19 protein-coding genes and 7 tRNA genes are annotated in these 18,478 nt (G+C 54.0%); 21 read left to right on the top strand and 5 right to left on the bottom strand.

Going from position 1 to position 18,478, the window contains the following annotated elements; genetic code table 11:
• Positions 1–62: 62 nt before the first annotated feature.
• From gutM to srlA, 5 genes are read right to left on the bottom strand one after another with little or no spacing between them, the layout of a single operon-like run.
• The gene (gutM, locus tag ACFX4U_RS16175) at positions 63–419 is read right to left on the bottom strand and encodes a transcriptional regulator GutM (protein WP_313511147.1); all 357 of its coding nucleotides are present in this window, start codon (positions 417–419) and stop codon (positions 63–65) included.
• A 46-nt stretch (positions 420–465) separates the two neighbouring features.
• The gene (gene srlD / locus ACFX4U_RS16170) at positions 466–1,245 is read right to left on the bottom strand and encodes a sorbitol-6-phosphate dehydrogenase (protein WP_200552538.1); all 780 of its coding nucleotides are present in this window, start codon (positions 1,243–1,245) and stop codon (positions 466–468) included.
• A 17-nt stretch (positions 1,246–1,262) separates the two neighbouring features.
• Entirely contained in the window at positions 1,263–1,625 is a 363-nt protein-coding gene (gene srlB / locus ACFX4U_RS16165) for a PTS glucitol/sorbitol transporter subunit IIA (protein ID WP_097401482.1), read from the bottom strand.
• A 10-nt stretch (positions 1,626–1,635) separates the two neighbouring features.
• The gene (locus ACFX4U_RS16160) at positions 1,636–2,601 is read right to left on the bottom strand and encodes a PTS glucitol/sorbitol transporter subunit IIB (RefSeq protein WP_313511151.1); all 966 of its coding nucleotides are present in this window, start codon (positions 2,599–2,601) and stop codon (positions 1,636–1,638) included.
• The gene (srlA, locus tag ACFX4U_RS16155) at positions 2,598–3,158 is read right to left on the bottom strand and encodes a PTS glucitol/sorbitol transporter subunit IIC (RefSeq protein WP_017459307.1); all 561 of its coding nucleotides are present in this window, start codon (positions 3,156–3,158) and stop codon (positions 2,598–2,600) included. Before srlA ends, ACFX4U_RS16160 begins: the two co-directional genes overlap by 4 nt.
• Before the next feature lie 272 nt (positions 3,159–3,430).
• Between srlA and mltB the strand changes: the two genes are divergently transcribed.
• From mltB to ACFX4U_RS16050, 21 genes are all read left to right on the top strand, one after another.
• Positions 3,431–4,513 (top strand): lytic murein transglycosylase B, encoded by a 1,083-nt coding sequence (gene mltB, locus ACFX4U_RS16150; RefSeq protein WP_200552541.1) that lies wholly within the window; start codon positions 3,431–3,433, stop codon positions 4,511–4,513.
• 227 nt (positions 4,514–4,740) lie between these two features.
• On the top strand, positions 4,741–5,415 hold the full coding sequence (locus ACFX4U_RS16145) for an ATP-binding cassette domain-containing protein (protein ID WP_313511153.1): 675 nt from the start codon (positions 4,741–4,743) through the stop codon (positions 5,413–5,415).
• Positions 5,412–6,275, top strand: a complete 864-nt coding sequence (locus ACFX4U_RS16140; protein WP_305735212.1) for a metal ABC transporter permease — start codon at positions 5,412–5,414, stop codon at positions 6,273–6,275. The genes ACFX4U_RS16145 and ACFX4U_RS16140 overlap by 4 nt, the downstream gene beginning before the upstream one ends.
• 12 nt (positions 6,276–6,287) lie before the next feature.
• Complete coding sequence (locus tag ACFX4U_RS16135) at positions 6,288–7,166, top strand: metal ABC transporter substrate-binding protein (RefSeq protein ID WP_313511155.1); 879 nt, start codon at positions 6,288–6,290, stop codon at positions 7,164–7,166.
• A gap of 136 nt (positions 7,167–7,302) precedes the next feature.
• Positions 7,303–7,800, top strand: a complete 498-nt coding sequence (pncC, locus tag ACFX4U_RS16130; RefSeq protein ID WP_200552544.1) for a nicotinamide-nucleotide amidase — start codon at positions 7,303–7,305, stop codon at positions 7,798–7,800.
• 89 nt (positions 7,801–7,889) lie between these two features.
• Positions 7,890–8,954: a recombinase RecA gene (recA, locus tag ACFX4U_RS16125; protein WP_349350433.1), complete on the top strand. Its 1,065-nt coding sequence runs from the start codon at positions 7,890–7,892 to the stop codon at positions 8,952–8,954.
• Positions 8,955–9,022: 68 nt separating this feature from the next.
• Entirely contained in the window at positions 9,023–9,523 is a 501-nt protein-coding gene (gene recX / locus ACFX4U_RS16120) for a recombination regulator RecX (protein WP_349350434.1), read from the top strand.
• Between the two features lie 129 nt (positions 9,524–9,652).
• Complete coding sequence (alaS, locus tag ACFX4U_RS16115) at positions 9,653–12,283, top strand: alanine--tRNA ligase (RefSeq protein ID WP_349350435.1); 2,631 nt, start codon at positions 9,653–9,655, stop codon at positions 12,281–12,283.
• Between the two features lie 238 nt (positions 12,284–12,521).
• Positions 12,522–12,707: a carbon storage regulator CsrA gene (gene csrA / locus ACFX4U_RS16110; RefSeq protein WP_007370562.1), complete on the top strand. Its 186-nt coding sequence runs from the start codon at positions 12,522–12,524 to the stop codon at positions 12,705–12,707.
• A gap of 339 nt (positions 12,708–13,046) precedes the next feature.
• A tRNA-Ser gene (locus ACFX4U_RS16105) sits at positions 13,047–13,139 on the top strand.
• Between the two features lie 4 nt (positions 13,140–13,143).
• Positions 13,144–13,220: transfer RNA gene (locus ACFX4U_RS16100), tRNA-Arg, on the top strand.
• A 62-nt stretch (positions 13,221–13,282) separates the two neighbouring features.
• Positions 13,283–13,359 (top strand) — tRNA-Arg (locus tag ACFX4U_RS16095).
• A 63-nt stretch (positions 13,360–13,422) separates the two neighbouring features.
• A tRNA-Arg gene (locus ACFX4U_RS16090) sits at positions 13,423–13,499 on the top strand.
• Between the two features lie 62 nt (positions 13,500–13,561).
• Positions 13,562–13,638: transfer RNA gene (locus tag ACFX4U_RS16085), tRNA-Arg, on the top strand.
• 63 nt (positions 13,639–13,701) lie between these two features.
• A tRNA-Arg gene (locus ACFX4U_RS16080) sits at positions 13,702–13,778 on the top strand.
• 173 nt (positions 13,779–13,951) lie between these two features.
• Positions 13,952–14,028: transfer RNA gene (locus ACFX4U_RS16075), tRNA-Arg, on the top strand.
• Positions 14,029–14,294: 266 nt separating this feature from the next.
• A complete protein-coding gene (gene yqaB, locus ACFX4U_RS16070) occupies positions 14,295–14,861 on the top strand; it encodes a fructose-1-phosphate/6-phosphogluconate phosphatase (RefSeq protein WP_305737561.1) in 567 nt (188 codons plus the stop codon).
• On the top strand, positions 14,858–15,286 hold the full coding sequence (locus tag ACFX4U_RS16065) for a YqaA family protein (RefSeq protein ID WP_017459318.1): 429 nt from the start codon (positions 14,858–14,860) through the stop codon (positions 15,284–15,286). Before yqaB ends, ACFX4U_RS16065 begins: the two co-directional genes overlap by 4 nt.
• A gap of 80 nt (positions 15,287–15,366) precedes the next feature.
• On the top strand, positions 15,367–16,911 hold the full coding sequence (gene gshA / locus ACFX4U_RS16060) for a glutamate--cysteine ligase (protein WP_313508499.1): 1,545 nt from the start codon (positions 15,367–15,369) through the stop codon (positions 16,909–16,911).
• A 152-nt stretch (positions 16,912–17,063) separates the two neighbouring features.
• The gene (gene luxS / locus ACFX4U_RS16055) at positions 17,064–17,579 is read left to right on the top strand and encodes an S-ribosylhomocysteine lyase (protein WP_249880928.1); all 516 of its coding nucleotides are present in this window, start codon (positions 17,064–17,066) and stop codon (positions 17,577–17,579) included.
• Positions 17,580–17,944: 365 nt separating this feature from the next.
• Positions 17,945–18,229, top strand: a complete 285-nt coding sequence (locus tag ACFX4U_RS16050; RefSeq protein WP_305735217.1) for a hypothetical protein — start codon at positions 17,945–17,947, stop codon at positions 18,227–18,229.
• The last annotated feature ends 249 nt before the right edge of the window (positions 18,230–18,478 follow it).

Genomic DNA, 18,478 nt, shown 5'->3' with positions numbered 1-18,478 from the left:
ATATCCTGCGTTACGTTGCGAAATGATAATTTCGCAAGCTATTAGCGTTCACAACGAAATTATCAATGTTTCATTTTAAGCGCTAATGATAGAGCATTCTGACAGCTCGGATCATGGGGAAAGATCACATCAGGCTCTAATTCCTCTCTTTTTATCCCCATTACGTGGTCGATTTTTGTTGGTCGGGCAAAAACGGTCAGGCCGCGCATCAGCAGGGTGTCGGTCACGCGGTCTTGTTGATCAAACGCGACGGCCAGCACCACGCGCGGTTTGAAGCGCCCGCCGGAGCGCCCAACGCCGACGCGCCCGCGCTGGCACAGCGTATCAAACGCTTTGTTAAACTGGCGGATTTGCCAGCCGCCAAGCGCCATCTGGCAAAGCCAGGCGATGGCGGCAACGGTAATCAGGGCTGAAACCATAGCGATCTCCTTTTAAATCAGGCCCCCGCGCGGAGGGCCATGCGGATCAGAACATCACCTGGCCGCCGGTGACATTAATTGACTGGCCGGTGCAGTAAGAGGCTTTGGGGCTGGCGTAAAACATCAGCACGTTCAGCACATCCTGGTAATCGCAGCCGCGCTTGAGCGGCACTTTGTCGACGTAATATTGCTCTACTTCGTCCGCCGCGATGCCCAGTTTGCTGGCATATTGCGGGATAAGTGACTGGAACATCGGCGATTTCAGCAAGTTACCCAGCATCAACGAATGCACGGTAATGCCGTACTCTGCCAGATCCAGCGCCAGTGATTGCGTTAAGCCCACGCCGCCGAACTTCGCCGCGCTGTAGCCGGAGTTGTGTTTGCTGCCCACTTTGCCGGATTTGGAGTTGATTTGGATGATGCGCCCCTGAATGCCGTCGCGAATCATCAATTTCGCGAACTCACGTGCGCAAAGGAAATAGCCCACCAGGTTCACCTGCAAAGAACGGTCGAAATCACCGAGCGCAAAATCGCTGATAAATGCCGCTTTGGCGATACCGGCGCTGTAGACCAGCAAATCCGCACGGCCAAAAATCTCATCCACGCCGCGCGCCAGCGCCAGCACGCTGTGCTCGCTGGTGGCGTCCGCGCCAAAGCCGTAGGCCATCCCTTCGCCAAACTCGCTGTTGATCTCCTGGGCGACATTTGCCGCTTTATCACTTTGAATATCCACTACCGCCACGCGGTAACCTTCTGCGGCAAGCCCACGGCTAAGGAACGCCCCAAGGGTTTGTCCTCCACCAATGACAACGGCAACCTGTTTCATACTCTTCTCCTTACGACTTAAGCGACAAATTTCAAAATGCAGCCGGGGGCGATACCGTCAGGCACCGGGCCTGCGACGTGTACCGTTCCGGGGTATTCCGCCTGCGTTTGTCCATCGAAACGCAGGGTGATATGACCCAGTTCACGCAAATTCTGCTCGGCCACGTCGCCTACAGCGGTGACCGGGTAGCGGCGTTCGCCCAGTTCAAACTGCGCACCGGGTAACAGCGCGCCCGAAAGCGCACCGTGGTTATGGATAAAGCAGAACTCGGCAACATCCGCAGGCGCGCCTTCGCGGAAGGTGATCAGCATGTTGTCGCTCAGCGCGTCCGGGGCGCTTTCACCGATGTGGGTAATGGTGGTTTGATAAATCACACTCATAAAACACCCCTTATTGATAAATGAAACCGGAGACAAACCAGGCGACTAACACCGTTGGCGCACCGGTTAAAAATCGGCTGACCAGCACGGAGGGGACGCCGACGCGCACCGTATCCTGACGCGCTTCCGCCAGTGACAAGCCCACCGGAATGAAGTCGCACGCCGCCTGGGCGTTAATGGCGAACAGCGCGGGCAGGGCAAGGTGCGGCGGAATATTGCCGAGGCCGATCTGTACACCAATCAGTACCCCGATAACTTGTGCAATCACCGCACCTGGGCCGAGGAAGGGTGACAGCAGCGGGAAGGAGCAGATGAGCGCCAGCGTCACCAGCCCAAGCGGATGGCTGGCAAGCGGCGCGAGCCCGTGGGCAATCCAGTCGCCAAGCCCGGAGGCCATGATGATGCCGATCAGCGCCGAGACGAAGGCCATAAACGGCAGAATGGTTTTCAGCACCGTGTCGATGGTGTCGCGCCCGGCCTGGAACAGCACCGCGACCGCCGAGCCCATGCCCATGCCGACTTTCGCCAGCAGGCCATCGCTCTGCTCGGTGATCTTTTTGCTGGTGTCGTAATCCTTTGTCACCGTGCGTTTTGGCGTGACGGTCGGCGCTTCACCGTGCAGATGGATATTTTCCTCTTTCACGCCAGAGACATAGATATCCTCCAGGATGTACTGCGCCAGCGGGCCGGATTTCCCGGTGGCGTGGATATTCACCGTTGGGATGCGGCGTTTCGGATAGATGCCGCAGCGCAGCGTGCCGCCACAGTCGATCACCGCGACGCCGATCTCCTCCGCTGGCGGTTCGCCCTCTTTAAAGCCGTCTACCGCCTGCCAGCCGGTGAGTTGCGCCAGCTTGTCGACAATTGCCGGACGGGTGCCTGCAGTGATATAGACGATTTTTTTCTCAGTGCTGGCGTCGATTTCCAGCGGGCCGCCCCAGCCGCTGGCGCCTTTTTCAATCACTATGCGCGTCATGATGTTGCTCCAGCGAGTTGGACTTTTTGTTCAAGCTGAATGCCCATTTTCTTCTCGAAAATGGACGTGGTCAGGTCGGTGACCCAGCCGCGGAAGAAGTTGGTCACCAGGCCGACCAGCAGGTAGCTCACCGCCAGCGGGCCGAGCGGCAAGCCCAGTGTTGTCAGACCGTTGGCAATCCCCAGATAAACAAACAACTCGCCAGGGTTGATATGCGGAAACAGGCCATTCATCGAGTGGCAACTGTAGGAGGCGGCAGCGTAATAACTGGGTTTGTACTTCTCTGGCATAAAGCGCCCGAGGCTCAGCGTCATAGGGTTGCAGAAGACAAACGTGCCGACGCAGGGCAGCAGTAAATAACGGGCAAGCGGATTGCCCGCGCAGCGCTGGGCAAATTTTTCGATACGGTGTTGGCCAATAAAATTAATCAGTGCGTTCATGATGACCAACAGGCTTATCAGTAGCGGCAAAATACCGGTCACCATGCCGGTGAACACTTCGCCGCCTTTCTGAAACAGCCCGATGAACCATTCGGCACCATGCGTAATGGTTTCCATTGTTCTCTCCTGTAGGGTTGTCGTTTTGTTGTTTAACCGTGCACTATCATAATCATTATGAAAGGTTGAAATGTGTTATTTAGGTCTCGTTATGAAAGAAAAAATGATCATTGTGAAAGTTTTTGCAAGGATGAGCGGAATTAAATGAACGCGTAATGGAAAGTGAAAAAGTGAAGTGAGATCGCGTGCGCAGGCGTTACGGCGCTTCCTTGTCGGTACGCAGATGCTTTACCATACTTGCTCCTGGCTGATTCGTTTAAAATGGAAGTCCCATGTTGAAGCGTTGTTACGCAGCATTACTGCCTGCGTTTGTTGTGCTCTGTGCCTGTAGCAGTAAACCCCCGCTTGCTGAAACCCCGCAAACCGCGTCGCCCGCGCCTTCCGGCGGTTTCCTGCTTGAGCCGCAGCACAATGTTCTGATGACCGGCGGTGACTTTGCCAATAACCCGGCGGCGGAGCAGTTCATCAATATGATGGTCAGCAAGCACGGTTTTGACCGCCAGCAACTGCATGAAATTCTCTCGCAGGCCAAACGCCTGGATTACGTGTTGCGCCTGATGGATAAGCAAGCGCCGACGACAGCGGGGCCAACCGGGCCGAATGGCGCCTGGCTGCGCTATCGCAAGCAGTTCATCACCCCGGACAATGTGCAAAATGGCGTGGCGTTCTGGAATCAGTATGAAGATGCGCTTAACCGCGCGTGGATGGTTTACGGCGTGCCGCCGGAAATTATCGTTGGCATTATCGGCGTGGAAACCCGCTGGGGCCGCGTGATGGGCAAAACGCGTATTCTGGACGGGTTAGCGACGCTGGCCTTCGCTTACCCGCGCCGCGCGGAGTATTTCGCCAGCGAGCTGGAGACGTTCCTGCTGATGGCGCGTGATGAGAGCGATGATCCGCTTGATCTAAAAGGTTCTTTCGCTGGCGCAATGGGTTATGGACAATTTATGCCCTCTTCATACAAGCAGTACGCCGTCGATTTCAACGGCGACGGGCATATCAACCTGTGGGATCCGGTGGATGCCATTGGCAGCGTGGCGAACTACTTCAAACAGCACGGCTGGGTGAAAGGCGATGTGGTGGCGATCCCGGCCAACGGCCAGGCGCCGGGGCTGGAAAATGGCTTTAAAACGAACTACAGCGTCGGGCAACTGGCTGCTGCGGGCTTAACGCCACAGCAGCCGCTGGGCGCGCACCAGCAGGCGAGCCTGCTGCGACTTGATGTCGGCACCGGCTATGAGTACTGGTACGGTCTGCCGAACTTCTTCACTATCACCCGTTATAACCACAGCACACACTACGCGATGGCGGTCTGGCAGCTCGGCCAGGCGGTTTCACTGGCGCGCGTTCGCTGATCTCTCTCCCCTCCTGCGGGAGGGGAACCTGAAACATTTCGATGCACTCCCGTTACGCATAGCGATTTACTTAATCATTCATACTGATTATTGTTACGTTATAACATATGAGGTATGTGAATGATTCCCGTAACGCTGTTTTCCCTTTCCGGCACCATCCGCTTAGTGCTGGCGGCCGCGCTATTAGCGGTGCTTTGGCTCCTGACAAGCTGGGCGGTTGCGCTGCCATGATTGAACTTGACCATTTGGTCGCAGGCTACGATCGCCTCGCGATCACGCCGGCGCTGTGCGGCACGCTGGCGCGCGGCAGCATGACGGCGATTGTTGGCGCGAACGGCTGCGGCAAATCGACACTGTTAAAAACGCTGGCCGGATTTTTACCGCCGGTGAGCGGCGTTCTGCGCTGGCAACCGGCGCGACCAGTCATCGGCTGGCTGGCGCAGCGCCACGCGCTGGAATCACAATTTCCGCTCACCGTGCAGGACGTAGTGAGTATGGGCTGCTGGCCGCGCGTTTCGCTGTTTCGCGGGTTGAACCGCGATGCCCGCAGCCGAATCGCTCAGGGACTGGAGCGCGTTGGGCTGGCGGCAATGGCGCACGAGACAATTGATACGCTTTCCGGCGGGCAGTTTCAGCGCATGCTGTTTGCCCGCGTCTGGGTGCAGAACGCGCCGCTGGTCATGCTCGACGAGCCGTTTACCGGTATTGATGAAGCCACATCGCAACTGTTGATGGAGCAGATTGTGGACATGCATCGCGGCGGGCAAACCATTCTTGCCGTGCTGCACGATAGCGAGCGCGTGTCTCGCTATTTCCCGCAAACATTACGCCTCGACGAACGCGTGGCGCAGTGGGGCACGACAGTGCATTTCGCGGCAAAAGATGAGGTGTGCAGCGCATGATCTGGCATCTCTTTTTTCAGCCGTTTATCGAATTTGGCTTTATGCGCCGCGCACTGGTGGTGTGTCTGGCGCTCTCCATCAGTACCACGGCGCTGGGCGTTTTTTTGCTGCTGCGGCGCATGAGCCTGATGGGTGATGCGCTGTCGCACGCCATTCTGCCTGGCGTGGCGGTGGGCTATTTGCTAAGCGGGATGTCGCTGCTGGCGATGAGTATCGGCGGTTTTGTCGCAGGTATCACCGTCGCGCTGGTGGCAGGCTGGGTAAGCCGCCGCACGCCGCTTAAAGAGGACGCCAGCTTTGCCGGTTTCTACCTCGGGTCGCTGGCGCTCGGCGTCACGCTGGTGTCGCTGCGCGGCTCCAGTGTCGATCTGCTGCATCTGCTGTTTGGCTCGATTCTGGCGGTCGATCGCGATTCGGCGCTGTTTGTCGCGGGTGTGGCCAGCCTGACGCTGCTGGTGCTGGCGTTTTGCTATCGCGGCATGGTCAGTGAAGCGTTCGACAGCGCGTTTTTGCAGGTTAACTCGCCGCGCGCGCCGGGCCTGCTGCACGGGCTGTTTCTGGCGTTACTGGTGCTCAATCTGGTGGCCGGGTTTCAGGTGCTCGGCACATTAATGGCAGTGGGCGTGATGATGCTCCCCGCTGTGGCAGCGCGTTGCTGGGCGCGGACATTACCCGGATTGTTGTTGCTGGCGGCCAGCATTGGCGCGCTGTGCGCCTGGCTTGGGTTAAGTCTGTCGTGGATGGCGGGGTTGCCCGCCGGACCGGCGATTGTGCTGACCGCCAGTATTGTCTTCTTTTTTTCCATTTTATTCGGCACGCGCAGTGGGCTGGCTCACAGCCTGCGCGCACTTTTAACGTAGCAAGGGGAAATGATGAAACGGACAGGGCTTATTCTGGCGCTGGCGCTCGGCCTGGTGGCGCAGGGCGCAATGGCAAAAACAGTAAATGTGGTCGCCAGCTTCTCGATTCTGGGCGATATCACCCAGCAGATTGGCGGCGATCACGTCAAGGTGACGACGCTGGTGGGGCCGGATGGCGATCCGCACACCTTTGAACCATCGGCGAAAGACAGCGCGCTGCTCAACAGCGCCGATGTGGTGGTGGTGAACGGCCTGGGGCTGGAAGGCTGGCTGGATCGTCTGGTGAAAGCCTCTGGCTTTAAAGGTCAGCTTGTCGTCGCATCAACCGGTGTTGCAACGCATACGCTGGAAGAAGATGGCGCAACAGTGACCGATCCCCACGCCTGGAACAGCGCCGCGAATGGCGCGCTGTACGCAAAGAATATTCTTGCCGCGCTGGTGAAAGCTGATCCGGCTGATGAAGCCGCGTTGAATGCTTCCGGTCAGCGTTATATCGATCAGTTAAACAAGCTGGATAGCTGGGCAAAAGAGCGCTTCAGCGCGGTGCCGCAGGCGAAACGTAAAGTGCTGACCAGCCACGATGCGTTTGGCTATTTTGCTCGCGCTTACGGCGTTGATTTCATGGCGCCGCAAGGCATCTCTTCTGAAAGTGAAGCCAGTGCCGCACAGGTGGCCTCGCTTATCAAACAGATTAAAGCCGATGGCGTGAAAGTGTGGTTTATGGAAAACCAGCTGGATCCACGGCTGGTGAAACAGATCGCCAGTGCAACCGGCGCGCAACCGGGTGGCGAGCTTTATCCGGAAGCGTTAAGCGCCAAAGGCGGGGTGGCAGATACCTATCAAAAAGCCTTTCGTCACAACGTCGACACTATCTATAACAGCATGAAGTAACAGGTAATAAGCCACGCAGGCCAGCGCTCGCTGGCCTTTTTTCGGAAGCCTCCTCGTAAATTCGCCATCCCGTCCCCATCTTTTCGCGGAAAGTGGTATCTTTTCCGCCACAGTTTTTAGACGCACGGGAGCCATCATGACGGACAATGAATTAATGCAGCTCAGCGAACGCATCGGGCTGGCGCTTAAGGCGCGCGGCGCGACGCTGACCACGGCAGAATCCTGTACCGGCGGCTGGGTGGCGAAGGTGGTAACCGATATCGCTGGCAGTTCCGCCTGGTTTGAACGCGGGTTTGTTACCTACAGTAATGAAGCGAAAGCCCAAATGATTGGCGTACAACCCGCCACGCTGGATGCGCACGGCGCGGTCAGCGAGCAGGTGGTGGTCGAGATGGCGATTGGTGCGCTGAAAGCGGCGCGCGCCGACTATGCGATTTCTATCAGCGGTATCGCCGGGCCGGATGGCGGCAGCGACGAGAAGCCGGTTGGCACCGTCTGGTTTGGCATTGCCAGCGTCAGCGGGGAAGGGATCACGCGGCGTGAATGCTTCTCAGGTGACCGTGAAGCGGTGCGCAGACAGGCTACCGCCTATGCCCTGCAAACCCTTTGGCAACATTTTCTACAAAATGCTTGATACTGTATGACCATACAGTATAATTGCGACAACAGAACAGTAATTCACCGCGGAGCGTAACGCGCTTCACTCTGCATGAAGGAGTAATCATGGCTATCGACGAAAACAAACAAAAGGCGCTTGCAGCCGCACTGGGTCAGATCGAAAAGCAATTCGGTAAAGGCTCCATCATGCGTCTGGGTGAAGACCGTTCCATGGATGTGGAAACCATCTCTACCGGTTCGCTCTCGCTGGATATCGCGCTGGGCGCTGGCGGTTTGCCGATGGGGCGTATTGTCGAAATTTACGGGCCTGAATCTTCAGGTAAAACGACGCTGACCCTGCAGGTCATTGCCGCTGCACAGCGCGAAGGTAAAACCTGTGCGTTTATCGATGCTGAACACGCGCTGGATCCGGTTTACGCTCGCAAGCTGGGCGTTGATATCGACAATTTGCTCTGTTCTCAGCCGGACACCGGTGAGCAGGCGCTGGAAATCTGTGACGCGCTGGCGCGCTCCGGTGCGGTTGACGTGCTGGTGGTCGACTCCGTTGCGGCGCTGACGCCGAAAGCGGAAATCGAAGGCGAAATCGGCGACTCTCACATGGGCCTTGCGGCGCGTATGATGAGCCAGGCGATGCGTAAACTGGCCGGTAACCTGAAACAGTCCAATACGCTGCTGATCTTTATCAACCAGATCCGTATGAAAATTGGCGTAATGTTCGGTAACCCGGAAACCACCACTGGCGGTAACGCGCTGAAATTCTACGCCTCTGTGCGTCTGGATATTCGCCGTATCGGTGCGGTGAAAGAGGGCGATAACGTGGTCGGCAGCGAAACCCGCGTAAAAGTGGTGAAAAACAAAATCGCTGCGCCGTTCAAACAAGCTGAATTCCAGATCCTCTACGGCGAAGGCATTAACTTCTACGGTGAGCTGGTCGATCTTGGCGTGAAAGAGAAACTGATTGAAAAAGCGGGTGCCTGGTATAGCTACAACGGCGACAAAATTGGTCAGGGTAAAGCGAACGCAACAACCTGGCTGAAAGAAAACCCGGCGGCGGCAAAAGAGATCGAGAAAAAGCTGCGCGAAATTCTGCTCAGCAACCAGAATTCTTCCGCTGAATTCACTGCCGATGGCAATGACGAAGGCGTTGAAGAGACCAACGAAGATTTCTGATAGTTTGAATGGTAATCAAGGGCTGCTGATGCAGCCCTTTTGCTTTTCTACGCACACAGGATCAAGCTATGTCTGAAAACCCTTCTCGCCGCTCCGCCGTTTCCCGCCTGCGTGACAGAGCTATACGGATTCTGGCGATGCGCGATCACAGCGAAAAAGAGTTTCGTCGCAAATTAACCGCGCCAGTAATGAGTAAAAACGGCCCGGAAGAACTGGATATCACGCCGGAAGAGGTCGAAGAGGTCGTTGCGTGGTGTCTGGAGCATAACTTTCTTGATGACATGCGCTTTGTGCGCCAGTTTATCGCCAGCCGTGCGCGTAAAGGTTATGGTCCGGCGCGCATTCGACAGGAATTAAACCAGAAAGGGATCTCGCGCGAAGACAGTGAAAGCGCGCTACGCGAATGCGATATCGACTGGGTGGAGAGTGCCCGTGCGCAGGCGCAGCGCAAATATGGTGAACCGCTACCGACTGAATATACGGCGAAAGTAAAAGTGCAGCGTTTTTTACTCTATCGCGGCTTTATGCAGGAAGATATTCAGGAAATATGGCGAAATTTTGCCGACTGAGCGCATACGGGATTTTACTTCGCAGTAAAGAAAACTTATCTTATTCCCACTTTTTCCAGTAGCTGGCGCGTTTTCCATGTATGGCAACCGCCGGTTACCACATTTCGTTAGCTTGATTTCAGGATAATTATGAGCAAGAGCACCGCTGAGATCCGTCAGGCGTTTCTCGATTTTTTCCATAGTAAGGGACATCAGGTAGTTGCCAGCAGCTCCCTGGTACCGAATAACGACCCGACTCTGCTGTTTACCAACGCCGGGATGAACCAGTTCAAGGATGTATTCCTTGGGCTCGACAAACGTAATTATTCCCGCGCTACCACAGCACAGCGTTGCGTTCGTGCTGGTGGTAAACACAACGACCTGGAAAACGTCGGTTACACCGCACGCCATCACACATTCTTTGAAATGCTGGGCAACTTTAGCTTCGGCGACTACTTCAAACATGATGCTATTCAGTACGCATGGGAACTGCTGACCGGTGAGAACTGGTTCAACCTGCCGAAAGAGCGTCTGTGGGTGACGGTATACGAAACGGACGACGAAGCGTACGAAATCTGGGAAAAAGAAGTGGGCGTGCCGCGCGAGCGCATTATCCGCATCGGCGATAACAAAGGTGCCGCTTACGCTTCTGACAACTTCTGGCAGATGGGCGATACCGGTCCGTGCGGCCCGTGCACCGAGATTTTCTACGATCACGGCGACCATATCTGGGGTGGCCCTCCGGGCAGCCCGGAAGAAGACGGCGATCGCTATATCGAAATCTGGAACATCGTTTTTATGCAGTTCAACCGCCAGGCCGATGGCACCATGGAACCGCTGCCGAAGCCGTCCGTGGATACCGGTATGGGCCTGGAACGCGTTGCCGCGGTGCTGCAACATGTGAATTCCAACTACGAAATCGACCTGTTCGCGAAGCTGATTCAGGCGGTAGCAAACGTGACCGGCGCGACCGATTTGGGTAACAAATCCCTGCGCGTAATCGCTGACCACATCCGTTCCTGTGCCTTCCTGATCGCCGATGGCGTTATTCCGTCGAACGAAAACCGTGGCTATGTGCTGCGTCGTATCATTCGTCGTGCGATTCGTCACGGCAACATGCTGGGCGCGAAGGACACCTTCTTCTATAAGCTGGTTGGCCCGCTGATCGAGGTGATGGGTTCCGCCGGGGAAGATCTGCAACGCCAGCAAGCTCAGGTTGAGCAGGTTCTGAAAACCGAAGAAGAGCAGTTTGCACGTACGCTGGAGCGCGGTCTGGCGCTGCTTGACGAAGAGCTGGCAAAACTGAAAGGCGACACGCTGGACGGCGAGACCGCTTTCCGCCTGTACGACACTTATGGCTTCCCGGTGGATTTAACCGCCGATGTCTGTCGTGAGCGTAACCTGAAAGTTGACGAAGCAGGTTTTGAAGCCGCGATGGAAGAGCAACGCCGCCGCGCACGCGAATCCAGCGGTTTCGGCGCAGATTACAACGCAATGATCCGCGTTGATGGCGCGTCAGAATTTAAAGGCTATGACCATCTGGAACTGAACGGCAAAGTGACAGCGCTGTTTGTCGACGGTAAGCCGGTGAATGCGATTGCCGCAGGTCAGGAAGCGGTGGTTGTTCTCGATGAGACGCCGTTCTACGCCGAGTCTGGCGGCCAGGTGGGCGACAAAGGCGAACTGAAAGGTAATGGCTTTGCCTTTGCCGTACAGGATACGCAGAAATACGGTCAGGCGATTGGTCATCTCGGTAAGCTGAATAGCGGTTCGTTGAAAGTCGGCGACGGTGTGAAAGCGGAAGTCGATGAAGCGCGCCGTGCGCGTATTCGTCTGAACCACTCTGCCACACACCTGATGCATGCCGCGCTGCGCGATGTGCTCGGTACGCACGTTGCGCAGAAAGGCTCGCTGGTAAACGACAAAGCGCTGCGTTTTGACTTCTCCCATTTTGAAGCCATGAAACCATCGGAAATCCGTGCGGTAGAAGATCTGGTGAACGCGCAAATTCGCCGTAACCTGCCAATCGAAACCAACATCATGGATCTGGAAGCGGCAAAAGCGAATGGTGCAATGGCGTTGTTTGGCGAGAAATACGAAGATCGCGTGCGCGTGCTGCGCATGGGGGATTTCTCGACTGAGCTCTGCGGCGGCACACATGCTTCCCGCACCGGTGATATTGGTCTGTTCCGTATTGTGTCTGAATCCGGCACGGCGGCGGGCGTGCGCCGTATTGAAGCGGTAACCGGTGAAGGCGCGATTGCCAGCCTGCATGCGCAAAGTGACCAGTTGCATGATGTCGCGCAGTTGCTGAAAGGCGATAGCCAGAACCTCGGTGATAAAGTGCGTACTGTTATTGAACGTACTCGCCAGCTGGAAAAAGAGTTGCAGCAGCTTAAAGAGCAGGCCGCGGCGCAGGAGAGCGCTAGCCTGTCCGGAAAAGCGATTGATCTTAACGGCGTCAAACTGCTGGTTAGCGAGCTCGCTGGCGTCGAGCCGAAGATGCTGCGTACCATGGTGGACGATCTGAAAAACCAACTGGGTGATTCAGTGATTGTGCTTGCCACCGTGGCGGAAGGAAAAGTTTCCCTGATTGCGGGTGTGTCGAAGGGTGTGACCGACCGTGTGAAGGCCGGGGAATTGATCGGTATGGTTGCCCAGCAGGTTGGGGGTAAAGGTGGCGGACGTCCGGATATGGCGCAAGCCGGCGGTACTGACGCAGCCGCACTGCCTGCCGCTCTCGCCAGTGTAAAAGACTGGGTAAGCGCTAAACTGTCATAATTACAAAGCGAAAGCAGACGCCATAACCTTGCGGTTATGGCGTTGTTGCCACTACGCTATTGATAACGATAAAGTCAGGTTAAAGTCTTGTATATCGGCTAAACTTAGGTTTAACAGAATGTAATGCCGTGACTGCTTACACTTAGGTGTTTGTCATCGCTTACTTTTTGGCGTTATATGATGGATAATGCCGGGATACAGAGAGACCCGACTCTTTTAATCTTTCAAGGAGCAAAGAATGCTGATTCTGACTCGTCGAGTTGGTGAAACCCTCATGATTGGGGATGAGGTCACTGTGACTGTATTAGGGGTTAAGGGTAACCAGGTTCGTATCGGCGTTAACGCCCCTAAAGAAGTTTCCGTTCACCGTGAAGAGATCTACCAGCGTATCCAGGCTGAAAAATCACAGCAGTCGAACTACTGATGCTATTATCGCGTCTCGCTGTTTCCCGGCGAGACGCAACACCTCCTCCTGATTTTCCCCTCGTTACGTTTCCTTTTTATTGCATACTCGCTGTTTTCCTCTGTTACGCGCTTTTGGGCCGTGCATGTGTTTGCAATTTTTCTGCAGCGGAACGGCAGAAATTTTGCTGATAAAACATCCTTTTTGGCCTTTTTGCAGGCTAATTGCCTGCGAAGTGTGCAAACGATTCAGGGGCTGGAAAAAGTGTTTGACTTATAAGTCCCAGAAAGTAATATGTGCGCCACGCAGCGACGATGAGCCCTTAACAAGTTCTTCGAAGCACTCGAAAGAGGCGCGTGTGGTGAGGTGGCCGAGAGGCTGAAGGCGCTCCCCTGCTAAGGGAGTATGCGGTCAAAAGCTGCATCCGGGGTTCGAATCCCCGCCTCACCGCCATTTTGCATCCGTAGCTCAGCTGGATAGAGTACTCGGCTACGAACCGAGCGGTCGGAGGTTCGAATCCTCCCGGATGCACCATCTTGCTCAGTGTGGCGAGGTAACGCAGCACTGAATCAGCGTTGTAAAGTAAGTTTCCCGATGCATCCGTAGCTCAGCTGGATAGAGTACTCGGCTACGAACCGAGCGGTCGGAGGTTCGAATCCTCCCGGATGCACCATTCTTGCTCAGTACGCCGATGATATGCAGATATGAATCAGCGTTGTAAATAGCATTTCCCGATGCATCCGTAGCTCAGCTGGATAGAGTACTCGGCTACGAACCGAGCGGTCGGAGGTTCGAATCCTCCCGGATGCACCATCTTCTTCAGTGTGGCGAGGTAACGCAGCACTGAATCAGCGTTGTAAAGTAAGTTTCCCGATGCATCCGTAGCTCAGCTGGATAGAGTACTCGGCTACGAACCGAGCGGTCGGAGGTTCGAATCCTCCCGGATGCACCATTTTTGCTCAGTACGCCGATGATATGCAGATATGAATCAGCGTTGTAAATAGCATTTCCCGATGCATCCGTAGCTCAGCTGGATAGAGTACTCGGCTACGAACCGAGCGGTCGGAGGTTCGAATCCTCCCGGATGCACCATCTTCTTCATACACCAGACTATTTATTCTGTCAGTTTCGGCGAACATAATTGCCGGAATCAGAAAGGGCAGCGCTGTTTCAGCCACGGTCTGAAGGCGAGATGAATCCGAGTTATCTTCCCGGATTTGTTTGGTCATGAAGTTCTGAATCTGTAGCGTAAAACTTTTCCCGATGCATCCGTAGCTCAGCTGGATAGAGTACTCGGCTACGAACCGAGCGGTCGGAGGTTCGAATCCTCCCGGATGCACCATCTTCTGCAATACCCCCGTCGATTTATTCTCTCAGGTTTAGTGCATGTTTCTGCTGATACCAGCAAGAATAACGCAGCTCAGGCAATACCCTACAAGTTAAACAAAGCCATTCTCCAGACCGCATCGCCTGTGCAAAACACAAAACTTCGTCTCACCGGTACCCCGTCAAAATCATGCTTAACACAATGCTTCTCACTCGCTGGCAGCGACAAAAATCACTGTTTACGTTAAAGTAACTGTTTGTTATCCGCTTTGTGAGAACATGATGTACGAACGTTACGCTGGTCTGATTTTCGATATGGATGGCACTATTCTTGATACAGAGCCAACTCACCGTAAAGCCTGGCATGAAGTGCTCGGGCGTTATGGGATGCGTTTTGACGAACAGGCGATGATTGGGCTTAACGGCGCTCCAACCTGGCGTATCGCGCAATCCATTATTGAAGCTAACCAGGGCGATCTCGATCCTCATCTGTTGGCTCAAGAAAAAACGGCAGTTGTAAAAGCAATGCTGCTGGACTCTGTTCGCCCATTACCGCTTATCGAGGTGGTGAAAGCGTGGCATGGTCGTCGTCCGATGTCTGTGGGAACGGGCAGCGAAAGCGCGATTGCGGAAGCGCTGCTGGCACACCTTGGATTGCGGGAATATTTTGACGCTGTTATCGCAGCCGATCATGTTAAACATCATAAACCCGCGCCCGATACTTTCCTGCTTTGTGCGCAAAGCATGGGGGTGGAACCGACGCAATGCATTGTTTTCGAAGATGCAGATTTCGGGCTTCAGGCGGCGCGTGCAGCCGGTATGGACGTCGTGGACGTACGCTTATTGTGAGCGACACGCTGTCGCTGTTGTCACTGTTTTCCAGCAGCTTTCTCAGCGCCACGCTGTTGCCTGGTAATTCTGAGGTCGTGCTGGTTGCAATGCTAATTTCTCACGTTAGCCAGCCCTGGCTTCTTGTTGTAATAGCAACAATGGGTAATAGCCTTGGAGGGCTGACTAACGTTATTCTTGGGCGTTTCTTCCCGCAGCGTAAAACATCGCGCTGGCAGGAAAAAGCGACTGACTGGCTTAAACGATACGGCGCGGCAGCGCTGTTGTTAAGCTGGGTGCCTGTAATAGGCGACTTGCTGTGCCTGCTGGCAGGATGGATGCGCTTGTCGTGGGGGCCGGTAGTGATTTTTTTATGCCTTGGCAAAGCGTTGCGCTATCTGGCGATCGCCTTTGTGACGCTGCAGGGTATGACGTGGTGGCACTAATTGGACTGAGTGAGTGACCTTTAATCGTCAACCATTACAATTATGCTTAATAAAATGATTATGACAGGCGGGAGGTCAATTTGATCCCGGACGTATCACAGGCGCTGTCCTGGCTGGAAAAACATCCTCAAGCTTTGAAGGGGATACAACGCGGTCTTGAGCGTGAAACGCTGCGCGTAAATGCGGATGGCTCTCTGGCAACTACGGGTCACGCGGCTGCGCTTGGCTCAGCACTGACCCATAAATGGATCACCACCGATTTTGCTGAAGCGCTGCTGGAATTTATCACTCCGGTAGATGGCGATATCGATCATATGCTGACCATCATGCGTGATATTCACCGCTACACTGCGCGCCAGATAGGCGACGAACGCATGTGGCCGTTGAGCATGCCGTGCTATATCAAAGATGGTCAGGAGATTGAGCTGGCGCAGTATGGCACGTCCAATATTGGTCGCCTGAAAACGCTCTATCGCGAAGGGCTGAAAAATCGCTATGGCGCGCTGATGCAAACCATTTCCGGTGTGCATTACAATTTTTCGCTGCCGATGGCTTTCTGGGAAGCGAAAAGCGGCAGTACGGATAAAGAATCGGTATCGGAAGGTTATTTTCGCCTCATCCGCAATTACTACCGGTTTGGCTGGGTGATCCCGTATCTGTTTGGCGCTTCGCCAGCAATTTGCTCGTCGTTCCTGCAAGGGAAACCGACAACGCTGCCGTTTGAGAAAACGTCGAACGGTATGTACTACTTGCCGTATGCGACCTCATTACGCCTGAGCGATCTTGGGTACACCAATAAATCGCAAAGCAATCTCGGTATTACCTTCAATAACCTGCATGACTATGTGGTGGCGTTGAAGCGCGCCATCAAAACGCCTTCTGAGGAATACGCCAAAATTGGTCTGAAGAAAGAGGGCAAATACTTACAGATCAACACCAATATTCTGCAGATTGAAAACGAGTTGTATGCACCCATTCGCCCGAAACGTGTAACCCGTAGCGGCGAAACACCCTCGGATGCGTTGCTGCGCGGCGGCATTGAGTACATCGAAGTGCGTTCCCTGGATATCAATCCGTTCACCGCCATTGGCGTTGACGAGCAGCAGGTGCGTTTCCTCGATCTGTTTATGGTCTGGTGCGTGCTGGCTGATGCGCCGGAAATGAGCAGCGATGAACTTCTATGCACCCGTACTAACTGGAATCGCGTGATTCTCGAAGGGCGTAAACCTGGTTTGACGCTCGGAATGGGCTGCGAAACCGCACAGTTCCCGCTCGCTCAGGTCGGTAAGGATCTGTTTAGCGATCTGAAACGAGTAGCGCAGACGCTGGATGGCGTGTACGGTGGCAAAGAGTACGAAAAAGTGTGTGACCAGTTGGTTGCCAGCTTCGACGATCCGGAATTGACATTCTCAGCGCGCATTCTGCGCTTAATGATAGATAATGGTATTGGCGGCACAGGGAAAGCCCTGGGCGATCAATACCGGTCGCAGTTGCGTGAAGAGCCACTGGAAATTTTGCTTGAGGAAGATTTTATCGCCGAGTGCAAAGCGTCGCTGGCGCGTCAGGCAGAGGTTGAAGCCGGAGATTCGGAGTCATTCGAGGCGTTACTCGCGCGCCACGCCTGATACAAAAGAAAAAGGCCACATCTCTGTGGCCAAAATTTCATCTCTGAAGTTCAGGGATGATGATAACAAATGCGCGTCTTTCATATACTCAGACTCGCACGGGAAAAAAGAGTTCATTTTATTTTTTAAAAATCACTGTCGGAGGTGACTAAATGCCATTATTGGATAGCTTCACTGTCGATCATACCCGTATGGAAGCGCCAGCAGTCCGTGTTGCCAAGACTATGGACACGCCGCACGGCGACACCATTACCGTATTCGACCTGCGTTTCTGCGTACCTAACAAAGAAGTGATGCCGGAAAAAGGTATCCATACGCTGGAGCATCTGTTCGCCGGTTTTATGCGTAACCACCTCAACGGCAACGGCGTTGAGATCATCGACATCTCTCCGATGGGTTGCCGCACCGGTTTCTACATGAGCCTGATCGGTACGCCGGACGAACAGCGCGTCGCCGATGCCTGGAAAGCGGCGATGGCAGATGTCCTGAAAGTAAAAGAGCAGAATCAGATCCCGGAACTGAACATCTATCAGTGCGGGACATACCAAATGCACTCTCTGGAAGAAGCGCAAGAAATCGCGCGTCACATCCTCGATCGCGATGTTCGCGTTAACAGCAACGAAGAACTCGCCCTGCCGAAAGAGAAATTGCAGGAACTGCACATCTAGTTTCCCCATGCCGCCTTTCTGCCTGGAAGGCGGCATTATTATTTTATCCGCACATTTTCATATTCTATTCATTCAGTGAAAGTATTGTATTTCATTAATTATAATGAAATCATGATGCGTCAATAATATCCATTCCGGCTATGTGGCTTCTTGTTGTTATTTAAATTCTGGCGTGATAGTTTTCACCCCTGTTGTTATTTGACGGATATTTCACGTTTAATTTATTTATTAACTGAATGTAATTCAGTGAAATGATATGCCTGAATGATGAGGATATTATGCGGCGTTCACACTCTTATCTTTTATGTCTCTCCCTCGTTTTACCCTTTACATTAGCGGGTTGTGTTAAATCAACGGTGCCCTCCGTGGTGAAAGATGCGCCACAGAAACAGCAGACGCAACAATGTTACGAGCTTCTGACTGCCTTAAAAGGCCTGGATAATTCCGCATTTGAAACTTACAAACAGCAATTTAATACGATTAATAAAAGTTATGAAGTCTATAAGCGAAATCGACCAATAATTGATAAGAATTCTGCGGAAATAATGAAATCCGAAATTGATAGTAAGATTGAAGTGGTTTGCTCGCGTGTGCGCAGCGCGGTATTCACTAATATGTCCAGTCGCGCAAATGCCCTGAAACAGTTATGAGAAAACTATTTTATTCATCTGCTGTGCTGTTATCGGCTATATCATCATCAGCCACCAGCGCTGAGCCTGCCTCATTACTCGACCGACTAAACGAGGAACACATAATATCAGCCGAGCCGCAGTCTCCGTTTACGGCGGACCACACTAGTACAGGCTCAGCTGCTACGTCTTCATCACAGGCTGCTGCTAAACAGCAGACCGCGCCAAAAAAAGCATCAAGTGATCAAGAAGTCAGGTTACTGAAACGCA

Source organism: Kosakonia sp. YIM B13588 (assembly GCF_042788165.1).
In the GTDB taxonomy this organism is placed as follows: domain Bacteria; phylum Pseudomonadota; class Gammaproteobacteria; order Enterobacterales; family Enterobacteriaceae; genus Kosakonia; species Kosakonia sacchari.
The sequence above is the reverse complement of the archived record's forward strand: the minus strand, read 5'-3'. Positions and strand labels throughout refer to the sequence as shown.

What these genes read in the sequence shown, in the direction of transcription:
- gutM (WP_313511147.1), bottom strand. Translation starts at nt 419, where the DNA reads ATGGTTTCAGCCCTGATTACCGTTGCCGCCATCGCCTGGCTTTGCCAG.
- srlD (WP_200552538.1), bottom strand. Translation starts at nt 1,245, where the DNA reads ATGAAACAGGTTGCCGTTGTCATTGGTGGAGGACAAACCCTTGGGGCG.
- srlB (WP_097401482.1), bottom strand. Translation starts at nt 1,625, where the DNA reads ATGAGTGTGATTTATCAAACCACCATTACCCACATCGGTGAAAGCGCC.
- ACFX4U_RS16160 (WP_313511151.1), bottom strand. Translation starts at nt 2,601, where the DNA reads ATGACGCGCATAGTGATTGAAAAAGGCGCCAGCGGCTGGGGCGGCCCG.
- srlA (WP_017459307.1), bottom strand. Translation starts at nt 3,158, where the DNA reads ATGGAAACCATTACGCATGGTGCCGAATGGTTCATCGGGCTGTTTCAG.
- mltB (WP_200552541.1), top strand. Translation starts at nt 3,431, where the DNA reads ATGTTGAAGCGTTGTTACGCAGCATTACTGCCTGCGTTTGTTGTGCTC.
- ACFX4U_RS16145 (WP_313511153.1), top strand. Translation starts at nt 4,741, where the DNA reads ATGATTGAACTTGACCATTTGGTCGCAGGCTACGATCGCCTCGCGATC.
- ACFX4U_RS16140 (WP_305735212.1), top strand. Translation starts at nt 5,412, where the DNA reads ATGATCTGGCATCTCTTTTTTCAGCCGTTTATCGAATTTGGCTTTATG.
- ACFX4U_RS16135 (WP_313511155.1), top strand. Translation starts at nt 6,288, where the DNA reads ATGAAACGGACAGGGCTTATTCTGGCGCTGGCGCTCGGCCTGGTGGCG.
- pncC (WP_200552544.1), top strand. Translation starts at nt 7,303, where the DNA reads ATGACGGACAATGAATTAATGCAGCTCAGCGAACGCATCGGGCTGGCG.
- recA (WP_349350433.1), top strand. Translation starts at nt 7,890, where the DNA reads ATGGCTATCGACGAAAACAAACAAAAGGCGCTTGCAGCCGCACTGGGT.
- recX (WP_349350434.1), top strand. Translation starts at nt 9,023, where the DNA reads ATGTCTGAAAACCCTTCTCGCCGCTCCGCCGTTTCCCGCCTGCGTGAC.
- alaS (WP_349350435.1), top strand. Translation starts at nt 9,653, where the DNA reads ATGAGCAAGAGCACCGCTGAGATCCGTCAGGCGTTTCTCGATTTTTTC.
- csrA (WP_007370562.1), top strand. Translation starts at nt 12,522, where the DNA reads ATGCTGATTCTGACTCGTCGAGTTGGTGAAACCCTCATGATTGGGGAT.
- yqaB (WP_305737561.1), top strand. Translation starts at nt 14,295, where the DNA reads ATGTACGAACGTTACGCTGGTCTGATTTTCGATATGGATGGCACTATT.
- luxS (WP_249880928.1), top strand. Translation starts at nt 17,064, where the DNA reads ATGCCATTATTGGATAGCTTCACTGTCGATCATACCCGTATGGAAGCG.